General features: G+C 71.3%; 15 protein-coding genes. 10 read left to right on the forward strand and 5 right to left on the reverse strand.

From position 1 onward, the window contains the following. Positions 1-530: 530 nt before the first annotated feature. Positions 531-1,412 (reverse strand): class I SAM-dependent methyltransferase, encoded by an 882-nt coding sequence (locus tag ABZX85_RS32500; protein ID WP_355876521.1) that lies wholly within the window; start codon positions 1,410-1,412, stop codon positions 531-533. A 145-nt stretch (positions 1,413-1,557) separates the two neighbouring features. Here ABZX85_RS32500 and cobT point away from each other — a divergent pair, with 145 nt between their 5' ends. From cobT to ABZX85_RS32515, 3 genes are all read left to right on the forward strand, one after another. Beyond that, complete coding sequence (gene cobT / locus ABZX85_RS32505; protein ID WP_355876524.1) at positions 1,558-2,673, forward strand: nicotinate-nucleotide--dimethylbenzimidazole phosphoribosyltransferase; 1,116 nt, start codon at positions 1,558-1,560, stop codon at positions 2,671-2,673. A gap of 102 nt (positions 2,674-2,775) precedes the next feature. Further along, positions 2,776-4,551, forward strand: coding sequence for a phosphatidylglycerol lysyltransferase domain-containing protein (locus ABZX85_RS32510; RefSeq protein ID WP_355876527.1), 1,776 nt, complete (start codon positions 2,776-2,778; stop codon positions 4,549-4,551). Beyond that, positions 4,548-5,351 (forward strand): hypothetical protein, encoded by an 804-nt coding sequence (locus ABZX85_RS32515; protein ID WP_355876530.1) that lies wholly within the window; start codon positions 4,548-4,550, stop codon positions 5,349-5,351. Before ABZX85_RS32510 ends, ABZX85_RS32515 begins: the two co-directional genes overlap by 4 nt. Positions 5,352-5,387: 36 nt before the next feature. Here ABZX85_RS32515 and ABZX85_RS32520 read toward each other — a convergent pair whose 3' ends face one another. Continuing rightward, positions 5,388-6,134: a hypothetical protein gene (locus ABZX85_RS32520; RefSeq protein ID WP_355876533.1), complete on the reverse strand. Its 747-nt coding sequence runs from the start codon at positions 6,132-6,134 to the stop codon at positions 5,388-5,390. A gap of 69 nt (positions 6,135-6,203) precedes the next feature. Here ABZX85_RS32520 and cobS point away from each other — a divergent pair, with 69 nt between their 5' ends. Beyond that, on the forward strand, positions 6,204-6,977 hold the full coding sequence (cobS, locus tag ABZX85_RS32525; protein ID WP_355877036.1) for an adenosylcobinamide-GDP ribazoletransferase: 774 nt from the start codon (positions 6,204-6,206) through the stop codon (positions 6,975-6,977). A gap of 571 nt (positions 6,978-7,548) precedes the next feature. Here the strand turns inward: cobS and ABZX85_RS32530 are convergent. Further along, complete coding sequence (locus ABZX85_RS32530; RefSeq protein WP_355876535.1) at positions 7,549-8,373, reverse strand: endo alpha-1,4 polygalactosaminidase; 825 nt, start codon at positions 8,371-8,373, stop codon at positions 7,549-7,551. Between the two features lie 255 nt (positions 8,374-8,628). On the opposite strand from ABZX85_RS32530, the gene ABZX85_RS32535 reads away from it, so the two are divergent. The 5 genes from ABZX85_RS32535 to aceE all read left to right on the forward strand — a co-directional run bounded on the left by ABZX85_RS32535 (position 8,629) and on the right by aceE (position 18,009). Then, entirely contained in the window at positions 8,629-10,146 is a 1,518-nt protein-coding gene (locus ABZX85_RS32535; RefSeq protein ID WP_355876537.1) for a leucyl aminopeptidase, read from the forward strand. A 390-nt stretch (positions 10,147-10,536) separates the two neighbouring features. Beyond that, positions 10,537-11,925 (forward strand): dihydrolipoyl dehydrogenase, encoded by a 1,389-nt coding sequence (lpdA, locus tag ABZX85_RS32540; protein ID WP_355876539.1) that lies wholly within the window; start codon positions 10,537-10,539, stop codon positions 11,923-11,925. 61 nt (positions 11,926-11,986) lie between these two features. Next, on the forward strand, positions 11,987-13,792 hold the full coding sequence (gene sucB / locus ABZX85_RS32545; RefSeq protein ID WP_355876541.1) for a 2-oxoglutarate dehydrogenase, E2 component, dihydrolipoamide succinyltransferase: 1,806 nt from the start codon (positions 11,987-11,989) through the stop codon (positions 13,790-13,792). Positions 13,793-13,968: 176 nt separating this feature from the next. After that, entirely contained in the window at positions 13,969-14,592 is a 624-nt protein-coding gene (locus ABZX85_RS32550; RefSeq protein ID WP_355876544.1) for a GntR family transcriptional regulator, read from the forward strand. A 714-nt stretch (positions 14,593-15,306) separates the two neighbouring features. Continuing rightward, positions 15,307-18,009, forward strand: coding sequence for a pyruvate dehydrogenase (acetyl-transferring), homodimeric type (aceE, locus tag ABZX85_RS32555; protein WP_355876547.1), 2,703 nt, complete (start codon positions 15,307-15,309; stop codon positions 18,007-18,009). Positions 18,010-18,060: 51 nt separating this feature from the next. Here aceE and ABZX85_RS32560 read toward each other — a convergent pair whose 3' ends face one another. Further along, on the reverse strand, positions 18,061-19,269 hold the full coding sequence (locus tag ABZX85_RS32560) for a serine hydrolase domain-containing protein (protein ID WP_355876549.1): 1,209 nt from the start codon (positions 19,267-19,269) through the stop codon (positions 18,061-18,063). 115 nt (positions 19,270-19,384) lie between these two features. On the opposite strand from ABZX85_RS32560, the gene ABZX85_RS32565 reads away from it, so the two are divergent. Next, complete coding sequence (locus ABZX85_RS32565; RefSeq protein WP_355876552.1) at positions 19,385-19,771, forward strand: hypothetical protein; 387 nt, start codon at positions 19,385-19,387, stop codon at positions 19,769-19,771. 23 nt (positions 19,772-19,794) lie between these two features. Here the strand turns inward: ABZX85_RS32565 and ABZX85_RS32570 are convergent, their stop codons facing one another. Further along, on the reverse strand, positions 19,795-20,979 hold the full coding sequence (locus ABZX85_RS32570; RefSeq protein ID WP_355876555.1) for a MarP family serine protease: 1,185 nt from the start codon (positions 20,977-20,979) through the stop codon (positions 19,795-19,797). Positions 20,980-21,066 lie beyond the last annotated feature (87 nt).

The following is a 21,066-nucleotide window of genomic DNA, read 5'->3' on the forward strand; positions in this document are numbered from 1 at the left end:
GTGGGGGGGTGTGGGGGGTGTGGGGGGTGTGGGGGGTGTGGGGGGCGTGGGGGGGCGTGGGGGGGCGTGGGGGGGGGCGTGGGGGGGGCGTGGGGGGGCCGTGGTGGGGCTGCGGGGCAAGGAGCGTACGGGCTGCGGGACGCGGGACGCGGGACGCGAGGGGGCTACGGGGTGCCGTGGCGGACACTCACCTACCAGGCTCCCGCCCACCTCCCGCCCGGCCCCCTCCCCTCGGCTCCGCCTCCGCCTCCGCCTCCGCCTCCGCCAGGCTTCCGCCCGTCTCCCGCTGGCCCCGTCCGGCTTCCCACCTGGCCCACTCCCTTCCCGCCCGCCTCCCGCCTGGCCGTATCTGCCTCACGCCTGACCCCGCCCGTCTCCCGCCTGGCCCCGCCCGACTCCCGCATGGCCCGCTCCCTTCCCGCCCGCCTCCCGCCTGGCCGCGTCTGCCTCACGCCTGACCCCACCCGGCCCCCGCCTGACTACCGGCCATCTCGCGCCTGGCCCACGCCCGCCCCCGGCACCCCCGCTCCCTAGCCCCCCATGCGTTTTCTCGCCACGATCCGGTACGTGTTCGAGAAGCGGGTGCGGCGTAGGAGGGGGGCGAGGGTGTGGTCCAGGGCTGTGGCCAGCGCTGTGAGGGGTGGGGTGAGGGGGTGGAGGCGTGGGGGGAGGGAGCGGGTCAGGAGGAGGGTGGTGGCTGCTGCGAGGTCGTAGGGGATGTGGGCCGTGCGGCGGTCGGTCGTGATGATGTCGCAGCCCTGCGTCTCCAGTTCGGCGCGGAGGTTGTCGAGGGGGATGAGGTGGTGGGGCCGGGCCAGGGGGAACCAGTACTTGCCGAGGAGGGGGGCGAACGCGCAGGCGGGGTCGGGGAGTTCGAGGAGGAGGTGGCCGCCGGGGCGCAACGCCCGCAGCGCGGCGGCGAGTTCGGCGCGGGGGTCGGCGGCGCGCTCCAGGTGGTGCAGGACGCTGACGACGTCGTAGCGGGCGTCCAGGGCAGGCGTGAGGGCGCGGTGGGCCTCCTCGACGCGGCCGGCCAGCCGGGCCCGGTCGACGCGGGAGGTGGGGTCGACGCCGTCGAAGGACGTGTACGTGAACAGGTCCTTGGCCGCCTCGGGGAAACGCGCGTGCCCCGTACCGACGTCGAGCCAGCTCTCCGGTTCGGGGATGGACGTCATCGCGCGGGCGGTGGCGCGCAGCCGGCGCCGGGTGGTGCGGGTCGCGAGGACACGGTCGAGCAGCTCCTCCCCCGCGTCGCTCCGGCGGCGGACCGGCGTCTCGGTGCCGGGGTTCCCGAAGGCGTGGGCGCAGTCCTGGCACTCGTCGACGGCGACCGGGCCGACGGCACGGGTGCGCAGGTGTCCGGAGCCGCACCAGGGACAGTCGTCGCGGCGGAGTTCCTGGAGGTCGGACATGCAAGCTCCCCGGTGGGCGTACGGGTACGACAATCTTCGCGAAACGGAACGTATGGGATCGCGATCTTGCGTGCAACGACGCCGCACCAGCGGGGTGGTGATGTGGGGCGGAAAGTGTTCGACCGGGGCCGGTACTGTTCGGCGAATGAGCTCCCTTAATCTCGACGACTTCACCGATCTGATCGAGCGCCCCGACGGCGGGGTGCGGCGCGACGCGGAGGCGCGTCGGGAGCGTCAGATCGTGCCGCCCGGCGCGCTGGGCCGCCTCGACGACCTGGGCGAATGGCTGGCGGCGGCACAGGGCTCGGTCCCGGTACGGCCCGTCGACAAGCCCCGCGTCGTGCTGTTCGCCGGGGATCACGGGGTCGCGGAACTCGGTGTCTCCGCCCGCCCCGCCGGCAGCGCCGCCGAGCTGGTCCGGGCGGTGCTGGAGGGCGGCCGGCCCGTTTCCGTCCTCGCCCGCCGCGCCGGGGTCCCCGTACGCGTCGTGGACATGTCCCTGGACTGCGAGCCGGACGCCTTCCCCGCCGACGTCGTACGCCACCGGGTGCGGCGCGGCAGCGGGCGGATCGACGTCGAGGACGCGCTGACCCTCGAAGAGGCGGAGGCGGCGTTCCGCGCGGGGGTCGCCGTGGCCGACGAGGAGGCGGACTCCGGGACCGACCTCGTGGTGCTGGGCGACGTGAGCGTGGGCGGCACGACGGCGGCGGGCGTCCTGATCGCGGCGCTGTGCGGTACGGACGCGTCGGTGGTGACCGGGCGCGGCGGGGTCGCGATCGACGACCTGGCCTGGATGCGCAAGTGCGCGGCGATCCGGGACGCGCTGCGGCGGGCCCGGCCGGTGCTGGGCGACCAGTTGCAGCTGCTGGCGACCGTCGGCGGCGCCGATCTCGCCGCGATGACGGGCTTCCTGCTCCAGGCCGCCGTCCGCAAGCTGCCCGTCGTCCTCGACGGCGTCGTCGCGGCGGCCTGCGCGCTCGTCGGGCAGCGGGTCGCGTTCCGGGCGCCGGACTGGTGGCTGGCCGCGCACAAGACGGGCGAGCCGGGCCAGGCGAAGGCGCTGGACCGGATGGCGCTGGAGCCGCTCCTCGAACAGAACGTGCAGGTCGGCGAGGGTGCGGGCGGGGTGCTGGCGCTGCCGCTGGTGCAGGCCGCCGCCGCGCTGGCGGCGGAGCTGCCGGAGCGGGAGGCGGAGAAGCCGGCGGAGGACGCCGGGGAGGACGCCGAGGCCGACGCCTCCGCCTACGACGACCTGCCGTAGCGGGCCACCTGCCATAGCGGGCCCGGCTCGCCGCCGGGTCGCGCGGTCGTAGATCGTTGCGGTCAGCAATATGCCGGAAAACGAGACATACCATCCCGAACCATGGGAAGCGTTCGGGCTGGTGTCGTCGTCTGGTATCTGCGGGGTGTCGCGTTCGTCAACTTCCTCAGCGGGGTGTGGGTTTCCCTGGGGCAGGACGTCCGGCAGCACAATCAGGCGGATCTGTTCACGCCCTATCTGCTGACCGCCGGATTCTCCTCCGGGGTTTTCACGGCCTTTCTCGCCGTGATGATGCGCCGCCGGAAAAGGGCCGCCTGGATTCTCAATCTCGGACTCAGCGGGGTTTTCCTCCTGCTGTTCGCGGTGGCCATGCTCCTCCCGGAGATCCGGCGCGCCCCGCAGAACTGGGTCTCCTTCGGGGTCACCGCCGCGTTCTTCGGGGCGCTGCTCGCCGGGCGGCGCGAGTTCTACGCCAAGGGCGACCGGGCCAACCCGAGGCTCGCGGCCGTCGTCGCCGGGGCGGGCCTGCTGGGGGCGTCCTTGCTGGCCGGGGCGCTGGTGAGCCTCACCGACCGGTCCCCGGCGCCCGGGGGCTTCGCCCGCCAGTGGTGGTACGGCGCCCTGCGGCTCGTGTCCGTCTCCGCCGAGGAGGCGGGCGTACCCGGGGTCTCCCCGCCGACCTGGGTCGACGTGACCGTCAACGGAATGAGCACCCTTCTCGTCCTCGCCGTGCTGTATGCCGCGTTCCGTTCTGGAAAAGCCGTCGAACCGCTGGGCCACGAGGACGAGGAACGGCTGCGGGAACTGCTCGAAAAGCACGGCGAGCGGGATTCCCTCGGGTATTTCTCGCTGCGCCGGGAGAAGAGCGTGGTGTGGTCGCCGACGTACAAGGCGGCCGTCGCCTATCGGGTCGTCGGCGGGGTCTCGCTGGCCTCGGGAGATCCGCTGGGAGATCCCGAGGCGTGGCCCGGCGCGATCGAGCCGTGGCTCGGCGAGGCGCGGGCGCACGGGTGGATTCCGGCGGTGATGGGGGCCGGCGAGGAGGCCGGGAACGTGTACCGGCGGCACGGCCTCGACGCGCTGGAACTCGGGGACGAGGCGATCGTGGAGGTGGCGGGGTTCACGCTGGAGGGCAGGGCCATGCGGACCGTGCGGCAGGCGTACAACCGGGTGCTCAGGGCGGGGTACTCCGTACGGATCAGGCGGCACGAGGAGGTGCCGGCGGCGGAGATGGCGGAGCTGGTCCGGCGGGCGGAGGAGTGGCGGGGCGGGGCCGGTGAGCGGGGGTTCAGCATGGCGCTCGGGCGGCTGGGGGACCCGGGGGACGGGCGGTGCGTGGTGGTGGAGTGCTTCGACGCCGGGGGTGTGCCGAGGGCGGTGCTGTCGTTCGTGCCGTGGGGGCCGCGGGGGCTGTCGCTGGACCTGATGCGCAGGGACCGGGACGGCGACAACGGGCTGATGGAGTTCATGGTGATCGAACTGCTGCGGGGCGGGCGGGAGATCGGGATCACCCAGGTTTCACTCAACTTCGCGATGTTCCGTTCCGTCTTCGAACGTGGGGCGCGGCTCGGTGCCGGGCCCGTGCTGCGGCTGTGGCGGTCGCTGCTCGGCTTCTTCTCCCGGTGGTGGCAGATCGAGTCGCTGTACCGGGCGAACGCGAAGTACCGGCCGGTCTGGGAGCCGAGGTTCCTGCTCTTCGAGAAGAGCGCGGACCTTCCCCGGATCGGGCTGGCGTCGGCGCGGGCGGAGGGGTTCCTGGAAGCGCCGGGGTGGCTCTCGGGGGAACGCCGGGGAGTGTCGGGGGAACGCCGGGGGCTGCCGGAAGGCCGTCGTCGGCCGTCGGAAGAGCGTCGGTGGGTGTGGGGAGACCGTCGATGAACGTCGTCGCCCGTTGGGCCCGCGCCGAGTGGGGGCCGTTGTGGCTCGCCGTGCGGCGCGGGTGGGCCGTGCCCGTGATGACCGTCTCGGCGGTCTGTACGACGTCGGTCCTCCAGGCCGTCCAGAACCTCGACTGGGGTTATCAGGCCGTCCAGGACCTCGGCGCCGTCCGCGCGCAGGACCCCCTCCCCCTCGCCCTCCTGCGCACCCCGCTCTCCCTCTTCGTCCCCGCCCTCGACCTGCCCGTCTGGGGTGCCCTCGCGCAGATCCTCCTCGTCTTCGGGCTCGCGGAGATCTGTCTCGGCTGGTGGCGGACGCTCACGATCGCCTACCTCGCGACCCTCGCCGGCACGCTGTACGCCCGTACCGGTATCGCCCTCGGCCCCGACGTCCCCGTCCTCGGCCTGCCCGCCTCCGACGCGAAGATCGTCGACACCGGGCCGTCCGCCGCCGTCGTAGGGCTCGCCGTGTTCCTCGCCTGGCGGTACCGGGCGTACGTCACCGGGGGTGTCGTGGTGCTGGCGATGCTCGTCGAGGTGGCGGTCAAGCCGAACCTGGCGGGCAAGGAACACGTCGCCGCGATCCTCGCCGTGGCGGGGGTGGTGGGGGTCCTGGAGTGGTGGGGGCGCAGATCGGGGGGCCGGGCGCGGGGGCACGGGCGGGCGGAGTGGGACGAGGCGGGGGTGCGGTCCGGGCATCCGTACGAGGGGGGCGGGGGCGGCGGTCCGACGTCGCCCGGGGAGTTCGACGACCGGTTCCGGCCGGTGCCGAGCAGGGGGGAGGAGGGGCGGGAGGGGTGACGGCGGGTGCGGTCGGTCTTCCTGCCGGCCTTCCGGTCAGCGGGACGACGGGTCCGGTTTTCCGCCGAGGAGTTCTTCCAGTCCCCTGCGCAGGCGCGACCAGCGGCGGTCGTGGCGTTCGGCGCGGCGTTCGGCGCGGGCGAGGGCGCGGGGGCGGCGGGTGTAGAAGCGGCGGGCCCAGGGGGAGGCGGGGCGGGCGAGGCGGATCGCGCCGATGAGGGCGACCGTGGGGACGACGGCGCCGAAGATGGCGGTGCGGGCCTTGCCCTTGGAGAGGGCCACCAGGGAGAGCAGGAAGTTGACGGCGACGGTGGAGAGAGCGACGCCCCTGCCCGTCACCTCGTCGTCCGAGAGGTCGTTCACGCCGAGCGGGGAGTAGCCGAGGAGGACGAGGCCGACGAGGGCGGCTGTCAGGACCACCACCTCGACGCTCTTGCGGCCCTCCTCGCTCCAGTACACGTCGTCCAGGTGGAGGATCAGGGCGAACTCGTCCAGGACGAGGCCCGTGCCGATGCCGAAGCAGATCGCCGAGGCGCAGGCGCCGGCGCCGTGCGAGCCGGACGCGACCGCGCCGAAGCCGCCGATGACCGTGAGGACGATGCCGGGTACGACGTGGTGGATGTGCAGTCCGCCCGCCTTGACGTTGCCGAACGGGCCCTTGCCGGCGCGGATGAGGCGGGTGACTAGGCGGGTCAGGAGGAAGGTGAGGACGAAGGCGGTGAGGGCGAGGAGGAGGGGGAGTTTGCCCGGTTCTACGATGTTTCGTTGGAGCCAATGTCCCATGTGCGCACTTTATCCCTGTTGGCGGTGGGGGTCGGTGTGGCCGTCGGATAATCTGCCCCGATGCCCTCGATGTCCGCCAGTCTGCCGCTGCACGGCCTCCGGTTCGCCTTCGGCACGCTGACGGTGCTGCCGGTCCGGGTCCACCGCTGGGACCGGGAGGCGGCGCGGGGCGGCATGCTGAGCGCTCCGCTGGTGGGGGTGGTGGTCGGGGGGTGCGCCGCCGCCGCGGGCCTGCTCCTTCTCGCGCTCGGTACGGGGCCGATGCTGGCCGCCGTCGCCTCGGTGGCCGTCCCCGCGGTCCTCACGCGCGGGCTTCATCTCGACGGGCTCGCCGACACCGCGGACGGGCTCGGCAGCGGCAAGCCCGCGGAGGACGCCCTGCGCGTCATGAAGCAGTCCGACATCGGGCCGTTCGGTGTCCTGACGCTCGTCCTGGTCCTGCTGGCCCAGGTAGCCGCCCTGTCCGAGCTCTACGGCCACTCCTGGACCCGGGGCGCCTTCGCCCTCCTCCTCTCCTCCGTGACCGCCCGACTCGCCCTCACCCTCACCGCCCGAACCGGGGTCCCGGCCGCCCGCCCGGAGGGGCTGGGAGCGGCCGTCGCGGAAGTCGTACCCACCCGCTGGGCCTGGGGAGTCGCCGCCACGGTCGCCGCCTGCGCGGGCGCCGCCGGCTGGTACACCGGCTCCGTCCTCGCCGTACCGGCCCTGGTGTTGGGGGTAGGCGCGGCGGAGTTGCTGCTGCGACGGTGCCGGGCGAGGTTCGGCGGGGTGACGGGGGACGTGTTCGGAGGGGTTGCGGAAGTGGCGGGCCTGGTGAGTCTGGTGGCGCTGACGGTGGGTTGAACGCCCAAGCAAGGGGCTGACACGGCCGGTTGGCGAGTGCGGGCTTCGTCGTGGCCGTTCGCGCAGTTCCCCGCGCCCCTAAAAGACTGGCGGTGCGGGTCCGCTGTCGTCGTTCGCGCCCACGCGGCAGCAGCCGCACATCGACACAGCCCCGCACCCCCAAAAAGACTGGCAGTGCGGGTCCGCTGCGGCCGACCGCGACCACGCGGCAGCAGCCGCACATCGACACAGCCCCGCACCCCCAAAAAGACTGGCAGTGCGGGTCCGCTGTGGCCGATCGCGACCACGCGGCGACAGCCGCACATCGACTCGGCCCCGCGCCCCTAAGAAACCGGCGGGTGCGAGTCCGTCGTGGCTGGTCACGCCCACGCAGCGACAGCCGCACATCGGGCCTGTTCCGCCGTCCAAAAGGCCGACAGGCACAGGCCCGCCGCAGCCGATCGCGCCCACGCGGCGACAGCCGTGCATCCGGGCGGTCTCGCCTCCTGTAGACGAGAGGCTCGCCGCAACCCGAGTCTTTTAGGGGCGCGGGGAACTGCGCGATTGGCCACCGAGCAGCCGCAGTTGGTACTCAACAGGTCTTTCGCCAGGCTCCGAGTTCGTATTTTTTCTCCAGGGAGCTCAGGTTCAGCTTTTTTGACTCGGGGCAGAATTTTTTGGTCGGGAGTTCGTATTCGACGTGGAAGACGGCTTTGTCGGCGTTGATGAAGGGGGTTAGGGTGTCGCATTCGTTGTATTGGGCGCATTGTTCGTTTACGGCGAAGTCGAAGTCGTTGATGAGCTGGGGGATTTGGGCCATGTCGTTCTTGAGGCCGACGGACATGCCTCGGGTGTGGGCGAGTTGGGCTATGAGGCGGTTGTAGGCGAGTTGGTCGGAGGGTTTGAGGGGGAAGCCGGTTTTGTTGAGGTAGCCGTCCATGTTGTCGGGCTCGACCGCGTCGAAGCCTTTCTCCTTGCACATGTCGAGGCGCGCGGCCATGAGGGGTTCGAGGATGTCGAGTCGGCGGATGTCCAGCCAGCTCTCGCCGTCCCAGCCGTTGCTCAGACCGATGACGGACTTGGGGAACTTGCCGGCGTCGGGACGCCAGTCCTCGTACGCGCCGGTGGAGATGTAGCAGATGACCTTGCGATTCTTCGCGTGCAGCGCGGAGACGACAGCCTTGGACTGGTCGAAGCCGTCGATGTCGTAGACGGGGACGTCGATCGATGTGTCCAGTCTGCCGCTGAGCTGCCACTGCCAGTCGATCCCGGGCTTCGGTCGCCACCAACCGCCCGACGACGGGGAAGGTGTGGGCTCCTCCTCGTCCGCCCCGGAGGGCCCCGCCCCGGAAGGCCCCGTACTCGTACAGCCCACGAGCAGCAGAAGCGGCAGGATGGCCAAGGTGACGCGTCTCAACGGACCAGCTCCAGAGTGTGCGATGGCGTACCCCAGGGATGATCTCCCAAAGAGGTGACCGCTCGCGGGCGTGAGCGAACGTACACACCCGCGTAGGCTCATGGCGGGATCTGTCACACCGGTTCGCCGCGCCGATGCGACCGACCCCGGGTACGACCGCGCGCCCTCGTCCGACCTAGGGTCGGCCACCGGGCCCGGCCGACCCACCCGTTCGGCCACTGCACTCCCCTATTCGGAAGCGGAGAAATCACCACCGTGACTGCTCTCACTCTCAGCACCGCCGCGGCGCCCGGCCTCCGGGCCGACGCGATCGTGATCGGTGTCGCCAAGGGCGCGAAGGGCCCGGTCGTCGCACCGGGCTCGGAAGCCGTGGACCAGTCCTACGACGGCAGGCTCGCCGCCGTCCTGGAGACCCTCGGCGCGTCCGGCGCCGAGGGCGAGATCACGAAGCTGCCGGCGCCGGCCGGCTTCAAGGCCCCGCTCGTCCTCGCGGTGGGCCTCGGCGCCGAGCCCGCGAAGGACGCCGGGTACGACGCGGAGGCGCTGCGCCGGGCCGCCGGCGCGGCGGCGCGCGCGCTGGCCGGGACCAAGAAGGCGGCGTTCGCGCTGCCGCTCGGGGACGCCGGGGACGTCGGCGCGGTCGCGGAGGGCGTGCTGCTCGGGGCGTACTCCTTCGACACGTACAAGGAGTCCCCCAAGGGGAAGAACGGGAAGGCGCCGCTCGGTGAGGGCGCGCTGCTCGGGGGCAAGCCGCGGGACGCGGCGCAGAAGGCGGCGCTCGCGCGTGCCGTCGCCGTGTCCGAGGAGCTGAACCGGGCGCGGGACCTCGTGAACATGCCGCCGAACGACCTGGACCCGGCCGCGTTCGCCGCGCTCGTGGTGGCGGCGGGCAAGGAGCACGGGCTCACGGTCGAGGTGCTCGACGAGAAGGCGCTCACCGCCGGTGGGTACGGGGGCATCCTCGGGGTCGGCGGGGGGTCCGCGGCGGCGCCCCGGCTGGTGAAGCTGTCGTACAGCCACCCGAAGGCGGGCAAGAACCTCGCGTTCGTCGGCAAGGGGATCACGTACGACTCCGGTGGTATCTCGCTGAAGCCCGCGGGGCACAACGAGACGATGAAGTGCGACATGAGCGGGGCGGCGGCCGTGTTCGCGGCGGTCGTGTCCGCCGCGCGGCTGGAGCTGGAGGTGAACGTCACCGGGTGGCTGGCGCTCGCCGAGAACATGCCGTCGGGGACGGCCGTGCGCCCCGGTGACGTGCTGCGGATGTTCAGCGGGAAGACCGTCGAGGTGCTGAACACGGACGCGGAGGGGCGGCTCGTCCTCGCGGACGCGCTGTGGGCGGCGTCGGCGGAGAAGCCGGACGCGATCGTCGACGTGGCGACGCTGACGGGGGCGATGATGCTGGCGCTGGGGAACCGGACGTTCGGGGTCATGGCCAACGACGACGCGTTCCGCTCCGCGATCTACGAGGCGGCGGAGGAGGTCGGGGAGCCGGCGTGGCCGATGCCGCTGCCGTCCCACCTGCGCAAGGGGATGGACTCCCCCACCGCCGATATCGCGAACATGGGTGAGCGGATGGGGGGTGGGCTCGTCGCCGGGCTCTTCCTCCAGGAGTTCGTCGGGGAGGGCATCACCTGGGCGCACCTCGACATCGCCGGTCCCGCGTTCAACGAGGGCGGGCCGTTCGGGTACACGCCCAAGGGGGGGACGGGGTCGGCCGTGCGTACGTTGGTGAGGCTGGCCGAGCTGACCGCTTCCGGCGACCTGGGCTGAGGGTTCGCCCACCGGGCGGGGTGGTTCCGTCGTAGGGCGGCTTCAGGGGCGTGGGGGTTGTTCGCGCAGTTCCCCGCGCCCCTGAATGTGGCTGGGGTACGTCGTCGTCGCTCCGCCACGTCCGGGCTCGCACATCGACACAGCCCCGCGCCGCTGAGGGACGTATCCTCCCCTCCCTTGGAAAGTCCCCCTCCCCACCTCCCCTGATCCCCGCTCCCGTGTGGTGTCTCACACCCCAGCCCCGTGTCTCGTCCACGTCCTACAAGTGCGAGGATGGGGTCCGGCAGGACAGGGCCCCCACCGAAGGGCCGAAGCAATGAGCGGCCGGACACCAGCCGCCTGCCGGTCAGTGACGACCGGCGTACGGCGCACATGCATGGAGGACGTGACGTGGCGAACGACGCCAGCACCGTTTTCGACCTAGTGATCCTCGGCGGTGGTAGCGGTGGTTACGCCGCGGCCCTGCGCGGGGCGCAGCTGGGTCTGGACGTCGCCCTGATCGAGAAGGACAAGGTCGGCGGTACCTGCCTGCACCGGGGTTGCATCCCCACCAAGGCCCTGCTCCACGCGGGCGAAGTCGCGGACCAGGCTCGGGAGAGCGAGCAGTTCGGTGTCAAGGCCACTTTCGAGGGCATCGACATCGCGGGCGTCCACAAGTACAAGGACGACGTGATCTCGGGCCTGTACAAGGGCCTCCAGGGTCTCGTCGCCTCCCGCAAGGTGACGTACATCGAGGGTGAGGGGCGCCTGTCGTCGCCGACCTCCGTCGATGTCAACGGTCAGCGCGTCCAGGGCCGTCACGTCCTCCTCGCGACCGGCTCCGTGCCGAAGTCGCTGCCGGGCCTGGAGATCGACGGCAACCGGATCATCTCCTCGGACCACGCCCTCGTCCTGGACCGCGTCCCGCAGTCCGCGATCATCCTGGGCGGCGGCGTCATCGGCGTCGAGTTCGCCTCCGCGTGGAAGTCGTTCGGCGCGGACGTCACGATCATCGAGGGTCTGAAGCACCTCGCTCCCCTTGAGGACGAGAACTCCTCCAAGCTTCTTGAGCGCGCGTTCCGCAAGCGCGGCATCAAGTTCAACCTGGGCACCTTCTTCTCGAAGGCCGAGTACACCGCCGACGGCGTCAAGGTCACTCTGGCCGACGGCAAGGAGTTCGAGGCCGAGGTCCTGCTCGTCGCGGTCGGCCGCGGCCCCGTCTCCGCCGGTCTCGGCTACGAGGAGCAGGGCGTCGCGATGGACCGCGGCTACGTCCTGGTCGACGAGTACATGCGGACGAACGTGCCGACCATCTCCGCCGTCGGCGACCTGGTGCCCACGCTCCAGCTCGCGCACGTCGGCTTCGCCGAGGGCATCCTGGTGGCGGAGCGGCTGGCCGGCCTCAAGGCCGTCCCGATCGACTACGACGGTGTCCCCCGGGTGACCTACTGCCACCCCGAGGTCGCCTCCGTGGGCATCACCGAGGCCAAGGCCAAGGAGATCTACGGCGCGGACAAGGTCGTCGCCCTGAAGTACAGCCTCGCGGGCAACGGAAAGAGCAAGATCCTGAAGACCGCGGGCGAGATCAAGCTCGTCCAGGTCAAGGACGGTGCCGTGGTCGGCGTCCACATGGTCGGCGACCGCATGGGCGAGCAGGTCGGCGAAGCCCAGCTGATCTACAACTGGGAGGCGCTGCCGGCCGAGGTCGCCCAGCTCATCCACGCCCACCCGACCCAGAACGAGGCGCTCGGCGAGGCCCACCTGGCGCTGGCCGGCAAGCCGCTTCACGCGCACGACTGACCCCTCGGTCACCGAAGCGACGACACAGACTTTCCGCAACTCGTAAGGAGCAACCGAAACCATGGCGGTTTCCGTAACCCTTCCGGCGCTCGGCGAGAGCGTCACCGAGGGCACCGTCACCCGCTGGCTGAAGGCCGAGGGTGAGCGCGTCGAGGCCGACGAGCCCTTGCTCGAAGTCTCGACCGACAAGGTCGACACCGAGATCCCCGCACCCGCGTCCGGCATCCTCGCGTCCATCAAGGTCGCCGAGGACGAGACGGTCGAGGTCGGCGCCGAGCTGGCCATCATCGACGACGGCACCGGCGCGCCCGCAGCGGCGCCGGCGCCGGTCGCCGAGGCCGCCCCCGCCGCCGCCCCGGCCCCGGCGCCCGTGGCTGAGGCGCCCGCCGCTCCGGCCCCCGTGGCCGAGGCGCCCGCCGCCCCTGCCGCCCCCGCCGGTGGCGCGTCCGGTACGGACGTCGTCCTGCCCGCGCTCGGCGAGTCCGTCACCGAGGGCACCGTCACCCGCTGGCTGAAGGCCGTGGGCGACGAGGTCGCCGAGGACGAGCCGCTGCTCGAGGTCTCCACCGACAAGGTCGACACCGAGATCCCGGCGCCCGTCGCCGGTGTCCTGCTGGAGATCGTCGTCGGCGAGGACGAGACCGCCGAGGTCGGCGCCAAGCTCGCCGTCATCGGCGCGCCCGGTGCCGCTCCGGCCGCCGCGCCCGCCGCGCCCGCCGCTGCCGCCCCGGCTCCGGTGGCCGCCCCGGCGCCCGTCGCCCCGCCGGCCCCCGTCGCCGCCCCGGCGCCCACCCCGGCTCCGGCCCCGGTCGCCGCTCCGGCCCCCGCGCCGGTCGCCGCCGCGCCGGCTCCCGTGGCCGCTCCGACTCCGGTCGCCGCCGCTCAGGTCACCCCGGCTCCGGCGCCCGCCGCCACCGCCGGTGACGACGGCGCGTACGTCACCCCGCTGGTCCGCAAGCTCGCCGCCGAGAACGGTGTCGACCTCGCGGCCGTCAAGGGCACGGGTGTCGGCGGTCGTATCCGCAAGCAAGACGTCGTGGCCGCCGCCGAGGCCGCCAAGGCCGCCGCGGTCGCCGTCCCGGCCGCCGCTGCCCAGGCCCCCGCCGCCGTCGCGAAGAAGACGACCCCCGTCCTGGAGGCGTCCCCCCTGCGTGGCCAGACCGTCAAGATGCCGCGCATCCGCAAGGTCATCGGCGACAACATGGTCAAGGCGCTGCACGAGCAGGCGCAGCTGTCCTCGGTCGTCGAGGTCGACATCACGAAGCTGATGAAGCTCCGCGGGCAGGCCAAGGACTCCTTCGCCGCGCGCGAGGGCGTCAAGCTCTCCCCGATGCCGTTCTTCGTGAAGGCCGCGGCCCAGGCGCTCAAGGCCCACCCGGTCATCAACGCGAAGATCAACGAGGCCGAGGGGACCATCACCTACTTCGACTCCGAGAACATCGGGATCGCGGTGGACTCCGAGAAGGGCCTGATGACCCCGGTCATCAAGGGCGCCGGCGGGCTCAACATCGCCGGTATCGCCAAGGCCACCGCCGACCTCGCGGGCAAGGTCCGCGCCAGCAAGATCACGCCGGACGAGCTGTCCGGGGCGACCTTCACGATCTCCAACACCGGCTCGCGTGGCGCGCTCTTCGACACGATCATCGTGCCGCCGGGTCAGGTCGCGATCCTCGGCATCGGTGCCACGGTCAAGCGGCCGGCCGTCCTGGAGACGGAGGAGGGTACGGTCATCGCCGTTCGCGACATGACGTACCTGACGCTCTCCTACGACCACCGTCTGGTCGACGGCGCGGACGCGGCGCGCTACCTGACCGCCGTGAAGGCGATCCTGGAGGCGGGCGAGTTCGAGGTCGAGCTCGGTCTGTAGTCGTTATTGCGGTACGTCGCCGCCCTCGCCGGAAATTCTCCGGCGGGGGCTTCGTCGTGTCTGCGCGTAGGCGTCATGTAAGTCTCGTCTCACCTGCGTAAAAGGCCCGCCACGTGCCCTGCCTCCGACAGCTCCCGGCCTTATTGTCTAAACGTCAAACGCCGTAAGGAGCACACATGACCGCGCCCGTCGTCCACTCGCTGCGCGAACAGATCCGCGAGCACATCGTGGAGGGGATCGTGAGTGGGCGCTGGAAGCCGGGCGAGCGGATCGTGGAGCGGCGGATCGCGACGGAGCTGGAGGTGTCGCAGACGCCGGTGCGGGAGGCGTTGCGTGAGCTGGAGTCTCTTCGGCTGATCGAGTCCGCGCCGAACAAGGGGGTGCGGGTGCGGAACCTGACCGCGGCCGACCTTGAGGAGAGCTACCCGGTCCGTGCGGGCCTTGAGGCGATCGCCGCGGAGTTGGCGGCGGAGGCGTTGGCCGCGGACTGCTCCGCCCTCGAACCCCACGTCACCGCCCTGTACGAGGCGGACCGCCTCTCCGACGGCACGGGTCAGGTACGGCACACCGTCGCCTTCCACCGCGAGCTGGTGCGGGCGGCGGGCAACTCGGTTCTGCTCCACACGTGGGAGGGCCTCGGCATCGAGGTCTTCACCGCCCTGTCGATCCGCTGGCTGGGGACGGTCCAGCAGTCGTACGCGGAGGAACACGAGGAACTGGTCGCAGCCTTCAAGCGGCGCGATCCGAGGATCGCGGACCTGGTGAAGGCACACGTGTTGGGGTGTGCGCCGAGCGCGTGAGGGGTGGGGTGGCGAGGGTGAGCAGGGCGAGTGCGGGCGCATCGTGGCCGTTCGCGCAGTTCCCCGCGCCCCTGAAGAGACGGTGGTGACCGCCCGGCTGCCGGGTGCAGGTCCCCAGAGCCGATCGCGCCCACGCGGCGACAGCCGCACATCAGACACAGCCCCACGCCCCTACAAACGACGTGGTGACCGCCCGGCCGCCAAGCCCGGGCCCCCACAGCCCCGCACCTCTGAAAAGGCGCTGGTGACCGCCCGGCTGCCAGGTGCAGGTCCCTACAGCCCACGCACCCACGCGGCGGCAGGCGCACATCAGACCACAGCCCCGCGCCCCTAAAAACGACGTGGTGACCGCCCGGCTGCCAAGTACAGGTTCCTACAGCCGATCGCGCCGTGTGGACGCGGCACCTGACGGCGCACAGCCGGCGCGGTCTTTTCAGGGGCGCGGGGAACTGCGCGACCAGCCCCCCACTACCCGCAGTCGTCGAACTACAGAACGCACCCCCACCTGCGCAAACCCCCATTTCGAGCGGCACCCGGTGTCCTACTTCAAGGCACCCCGTGCCGACTTTCTCGTGTTCGAGAAGTTTTGCCCTTCAACCCTTTGATCGATCATCGATCAGGGAGTTAGAGTCCTCGCTGGACCTCCACCGAGGTCCGACGCCCTGTCCTGCCAAAGACCAAGGGCACCCCCCTTCGACTGAGGAAGGCGGCGACATGACCGACCCCAACGCCATCCAGCCGAGCGCACTCGACCAGCTCCCCGACCGTGACCCGGAGGAGACTGCCGAGTGGCAGGCGTCTTTGGACGCCGTCGCGAAGGCCGCCGGCCCCCACCGGGCCGCCTACTTGATGCGGCGCACGCTGGAGAGGGCCGAAGGCACCGGCATCGCGCTGCCCAAGCTGCTCGAAACCGACTACGTCAACACCATCCCGACGTCCGGCGAACCCGGCATCCCCGGTGACGAGGCCCTGGAGGGCCGCATCACCGCGTGGAACCGGTGGAACGCCGCCGCGATGGTGACCCGCGGCTCCAAGCACGGCGTCGGCGGCCACATCGCGACGTTCGCGTCGGCCGCCTGGCTGTACGAGACCGGCTTCAACCACTTCTTCAAGGGCAAGGAAGCCGACGGTTCCGGCGACCAGCTCTACATCCAGGGCCACGCCTCCCCCGGCATCTACGCCCGCGCCTTCCTCGACGGCCGCCTCACCGAGGCGCACCTCGACAACTTCCGCCAGGAGGCGGGCGGCAACGGCCTCCCTTCCTACCCGCACCCCCGCCGCCTCCCCTGGCTGTGGGAGTTCCCGACGGTGAGCATGGGCCTCGGCCCCCTCTCCGCGATCTACCAGGCCCGCTTCAACCGCTACCTCACCGCGCGCGGCATCAAGGACGTCTCCCAGTCGCACGTCTGGGCGTTCCTCGGCGACGGCGAGATGGACGAGCCGGAGTCGACGGCGGCACTCGCACTGGCCAGCCGCGAGGGGCTCGACAACCTCACGTTCGTCATCAACTGCAACCTCCAGCGCCTCGACGGCCCGGTCCGCGCGAACTTCAAGATCGTGCAGGAGCTGGAGGCCCAGTTCCGGGGCGCCGGCTGGAACGTCGTGAAGTCCCTGTGGGGCAACGCGTGGGACGAGCTGTTCGCCCTGGACACGACCGGCGCGCTCGTACGGCGGCTGCGTGAGGTCCCGGACGCGCAGGTGCAGACGTACCAGACGCGTGACGCGGCCTACATCCGCGCCGACTTCTTCGGCAAGGACCCGGCGCTCGTCGAGCTGGCGAAGCTGCTGAGCGACGACAAGATCCTGGAGTGCTTCCACCTCTCGCGCGGTGGCCACGAGGCGCGCAAGGTGTTCGCGGCGTACAAGGCGGCGCTGTCGTTCAAGGGCGCGCCGACGGTCATCCTGGCGCAGACGGTCAAGGGGCACACCCTCGGCACGGGCTTCGCGTCGAAGAACGCCAACCACCAGATGAAGAAACTCTCGGTGGACGAGTTCAAGACGATGCGGGACCTCCTCGAACTCCCCATCCCGGACAGCGCGTTCGTCGACGGCAAGGTGCCCTACGGCCACCCCGGCGCCGACTCCCCCGAGGTCCGCTACCTCCAGGAGCGCCGCGCGGCCCTCGGCGGTCCGGCCCCGGCCCGCCGCACGCACGCGCTCGCGCCGCTGCCGTCCGCGTCGGAGAAGGCGTTCGCGTCCTTCGACAAGGGGTCCGGCACGCAGAACGTGGCGACGACCATGGCGTTCGTCCGGCTCGTCAAGGACCTGGTCCGGGACAAGGAGACGGGCAAGCGCTGGGTGCCGATCGTGCCCGACGAGGCGCGGACGTTCGGTATGGAGTCGCTGTTCCCGTCCCTCGGGATCTACTCGCCCAAGGGGCAGACGTACGAGCCGGTCGACCGTGACCAGCTGATGTACTACAAGGAGGCGAAGAACGGGCAGATCCTCAACGAGGGGATCACCGAGGCCGGTTCGATGGCCGACTTCATCGCCGCCTCGACGTCGTACTCGACGCACGGCGAGGCGATGATCCCGTTCTACATCTTCTACTCGATGTTCGGCTGGCAGCGCACGGCCGACCAGATGTGGCAGCTCGGCGACCAGCTCGGCCGCGGCTTCCTCGTCGGCGCGACGGCCGGCCGGACGACCCTGACGGGTGAGGGCCTCCAGCACGCGGACGGCCACTCGCCGGTGATCGCCGCGACGAACCCGGCGGCCCTGTCGTACGACCCCGCGTTCGCGTACGAGATCGCGGTGCTCGTCAAGGACGGTCTGCGCCGGATGTACGGCGAGGCGGCGCCGGGTGAGGACCCGAACGTCTTCTACTACCTCACCGTCTACAACGAGCCGGTCCCGCAGCCCGCGAAACCGGCCGGGCTCGGTATCGACGAGGCGATCGTCAAGGGGCTGTACCGTTTCAACACGGCGGAGTCGGCGGGGCTTTCCCCGGCCGCGAACGCCGCGCGTATCCAGCTCCTGGGTTCCGGTACGGCGATCCACTGGGCGCTGGAGGCGCAGAAGCTGCTCGCCGAGGAGTGGGGTGTCGCGGCCGACGTCTGGTCCGCGACGTCCTGGACGGAGCTGCGGCGCGACGCGCTGGAGGCGGACGCGGCGCTGCTGCGCGGTGAGGAGCGGGTGCCGTACGTCCGTCAGGCGCTCCAGGGTGCCGAGGGGCCGGTGCTGGCCGTCTCCGACTACATGCGGCAGGTTCCCGACCAGATCGCCCAGTGGGTCGAGCAGGACTACTCGTCGCTCGGCGCGGACGGCTTCGGTCTCTCCGACACGCGTGAGGCCGCCCGGCGCCACTTCGGTGTCGACGCGCAGTCGATCGTCGTCGCGGCGCTCGCCCAGCTGGCCCGGCGGGGCGAGATCAAGGCGACGGCCGTGAAGGAGGCGCGGGAGCGCTACGGTCTGTAGGACCTGAACTGGACGGGCCCCGGCGGGAGTTGCCGCCGGGGCCCGGTCTGTCTACTTGATGCCCTCGCACAGTGCGGCGTCCGTCAGCTTCTGGAGTGCGGCCTCGGCGCGCAGGAGCGGGCCCTCTTCGGGGTTCGACCCCGAGGCGGTGATGACGACGCTCCTGCGCCCGTCCTCCGTGAACCCGTCCCGCACGAAGTCGCCCTCCGCGCTGCCGCCGTGCCCCCACCGGTGTCCCCCGCACGCCAACGGCTGCCGCATCAGCCCGAGTCCGTAGCGCAGCCCCGGGAACGGGATCTGGAAGTCGGCACTCACCGGTACGGTCTTCCGCATCTCGGCGAGTTGTGCGGGCGGGAGCAGGCGGCCCGTGAGGAGGGCCGTGAAGAAGCGGTCCAAGTCCCGCTTGCTGGTGACCAGTTCGCCCGCCGCGTCGGCCCAGGACATGTTCCGTACGGTGGTGTCGGTCCAGTCTGTCGAGCCGGGGAACCGGTGGTAGGTGTGGGCGTGCGGTTCGGGGAGCGTGGGGTCGTCGCCGGGGGCGTACGTACGGCTGAGCCCGAGCGGCCTGACGATCCTGTCCCGCACCTCCTCCCGCCAACTCCGGCCGGTGACACGCTCGATGACCATGCCGGCGAGTATGTAGTTGGGGTTGGAGTAGTTCCACTCCGGCGCGGGATCGCCGGGCGCGGCCGGGGGAAAATCAGGTGCACTCCGCATAGCTCCGGCGACGAGCTGTTCCGGCGCGAGTCGGTCGTACCGATGCTCCTCGAACGCCTCCGCGCCGTATCCGACGTCGTCGGTGTAGTCGTAGTTGTGAATTCCGCTGGTGTGCTGAAGCAGATTCCGCAGACTGACCTTGCCGCCATCATTCCCGTTCCCCCGCACGACCCCCGGCAGCCACTTCTCCACCGTGTCGTCCAACTCCAGCCGCCCCTCGGCAACGAGTTGCAGCACGACCGTCGCGACGAACGCCTTCGTCACACTGTCCGCCCGAAAACTCGCCCCGTACGGTACGGGCTTGTCCGTACCGAGTTCCGCCGTCCCGGCCCTGGCGCGAATCCTCCTGCTCCCGTCCCGCACCTCGACAGAGACCCCCACGAACCCGGCCTCCACCAGCGTCCGCTCGACCTCCACCGCCAATCGCCGCTGACTCGACTCGCCACCACGCTGGGCCGCTTCAGCCGGACCGCCCACGGCAACAGTCCCACAGAGCGCTGCCGCGAGCAGCAGAGCGGCGGCCTTCCCTGATCGCTTCTCCATACCAACCAGCTTTGCCGCCGGTCCGGTTGGGGACCATCACGCCAACACCCGTACGGGGGTGGGGAGAACCCCCGTGAAGGATGCGCCCTGTGTGCGGGGCGGGGACGATGGCCCCATGCATTACTTCAACAGCACTGGCTGGATAGCACGGTTCACCGGCACGGACACGACAATGGCTCGGGCGGTGGACGTGGATGCCTGGGACGAGGCGACGGGTGTCGCGCTGGTGGTCGATCCCCAACTCGGCAGGCGCCGCCCGGTGACCGACTATCCGGACTTCTCCCATCTCGGACTGGCCGACCGAGTGGTAGCGGCGGTCCCGGGCGGCGGATGGCGTGCGTACTGGAAGGATGAGGGGCCTGACGGAGGGCCGCTGGCCGAGCAGGTACTCGTATGGCTGATCACAGCGAGGGGCGGGGCCACGCCCGTCACCGTCGATGTCCATGGGCACGTGAACGACGCCGAGAGCGCCGATCGCCTCATCTCGCCCGGCGAGGAGTGAAGCGGTCGGCACAGGCCACTCTTTCAGGACGTGATGAGATCCCCGGTGGACACCCGTTCCGTCGCCGTTCGGCCCTTTGCCGCGTCCGGTGCCACCTCTGCTGCCGTCAGGACGTATCCCGTCTCGTCGTCGGACGTGGAGCGGGCGAAGACGACGCCGAAGACGCGGCCGTCGGTGGTGAGGAGGGGGCCGCCGGAGTTGCCGGGGCGGACGGTGGAGCGGATGGAGTAGATCTCGCGGGTGACAGTGGCGTCGTTGTAGATGTTGCGGCCGGTTGCCTTTACGCGGTTCGCGACGGTCGCTGCTTGGAGGTTGAGGTCGCCGTCCTGGGGGTAGCCGGCGACGACGGCCTGGTCGCCGCGGGAGGCGGTGTCGTCGAAGCGGAGGAGGGGGGCGCGGAGGTCGGGGACGTAGAGGACGGCGACGTCCTTGTCGGGGTCGAAGAGGACGACGCGGGCGTCGTAGGAGCGGCCGACGCCGCCGATGCGGACGGTGGGCCGGTCGATGCCGGCGACGACGTGGGCGTTGGTCATGACCCGCTCCCGGGCGTAGATGAAACCGCTGCCCTCACGCCCCTGGTTGCCGGACGCCCCCTCGATCTTCACCGTGCTCAGCTTGGCCGCGTTGGTGGCGCTGGCCGTGACGCTGTCGCCCGTCGGCTTCGCGACCTCCGCCGTGGACTCGTTCTCGAAGGGGTTGAAGACCTGGGGGAACCCGGCCTGGGTGAGCGCGGAGGTCGCGTCGGAGAACCAGGCGGGCGTGGTGTCCGGCATCGCGTCCTGGACCGTACGGAGCAGCTTCGAGTCCCGTATCGCCGAGGTGACCACCGTCGAGGACGACGCCCCGAGGACGCTCGCCGCGACCCAGGCGACGATGAGGACGGCCACCGCGTTGGCCGCGGCACCGCCTACGCCGTCGGCGATCCGCAGCGGCCCCCGGTCCAGCTCGCGGCGCAACCGCATGGCGAGGCGCCCGGCGAGGCTGTGGGCGACCACGGCGGGCAGCAGCACCGTACACACAGCGGTGACCGTCGCCGCCGTCGTACCCGGTGTGACCAGGTTCATCACCCACGGCAGGACCCACACGCCGATGACCGCGCCGCCGACGAAACCGGCCAGCGAGACGCAGCCGGCCACCAGGCCGCGGCGGTAGCCGGAACCGGCGTACGCCAGTACGACCAGCACCAGCAGGATGTCGAGCAGGTCCACGGAGCCGCCTTTCTCTCGAACCCATGAATACGTGGGGGAAGGGCCCTTTTGATCAGCCGCGCCCGCACGAGTGATCGAAACCGGCCA

It is taken from the genome of Streptomyces sp. NPDC004539 (assembly GCF_040610055.1).
Classification (GTDB): Bacteria; Actinomycetota; Actinomycetes; order Streptomycetales; family Streptomycetaceae; genus Streptomyces.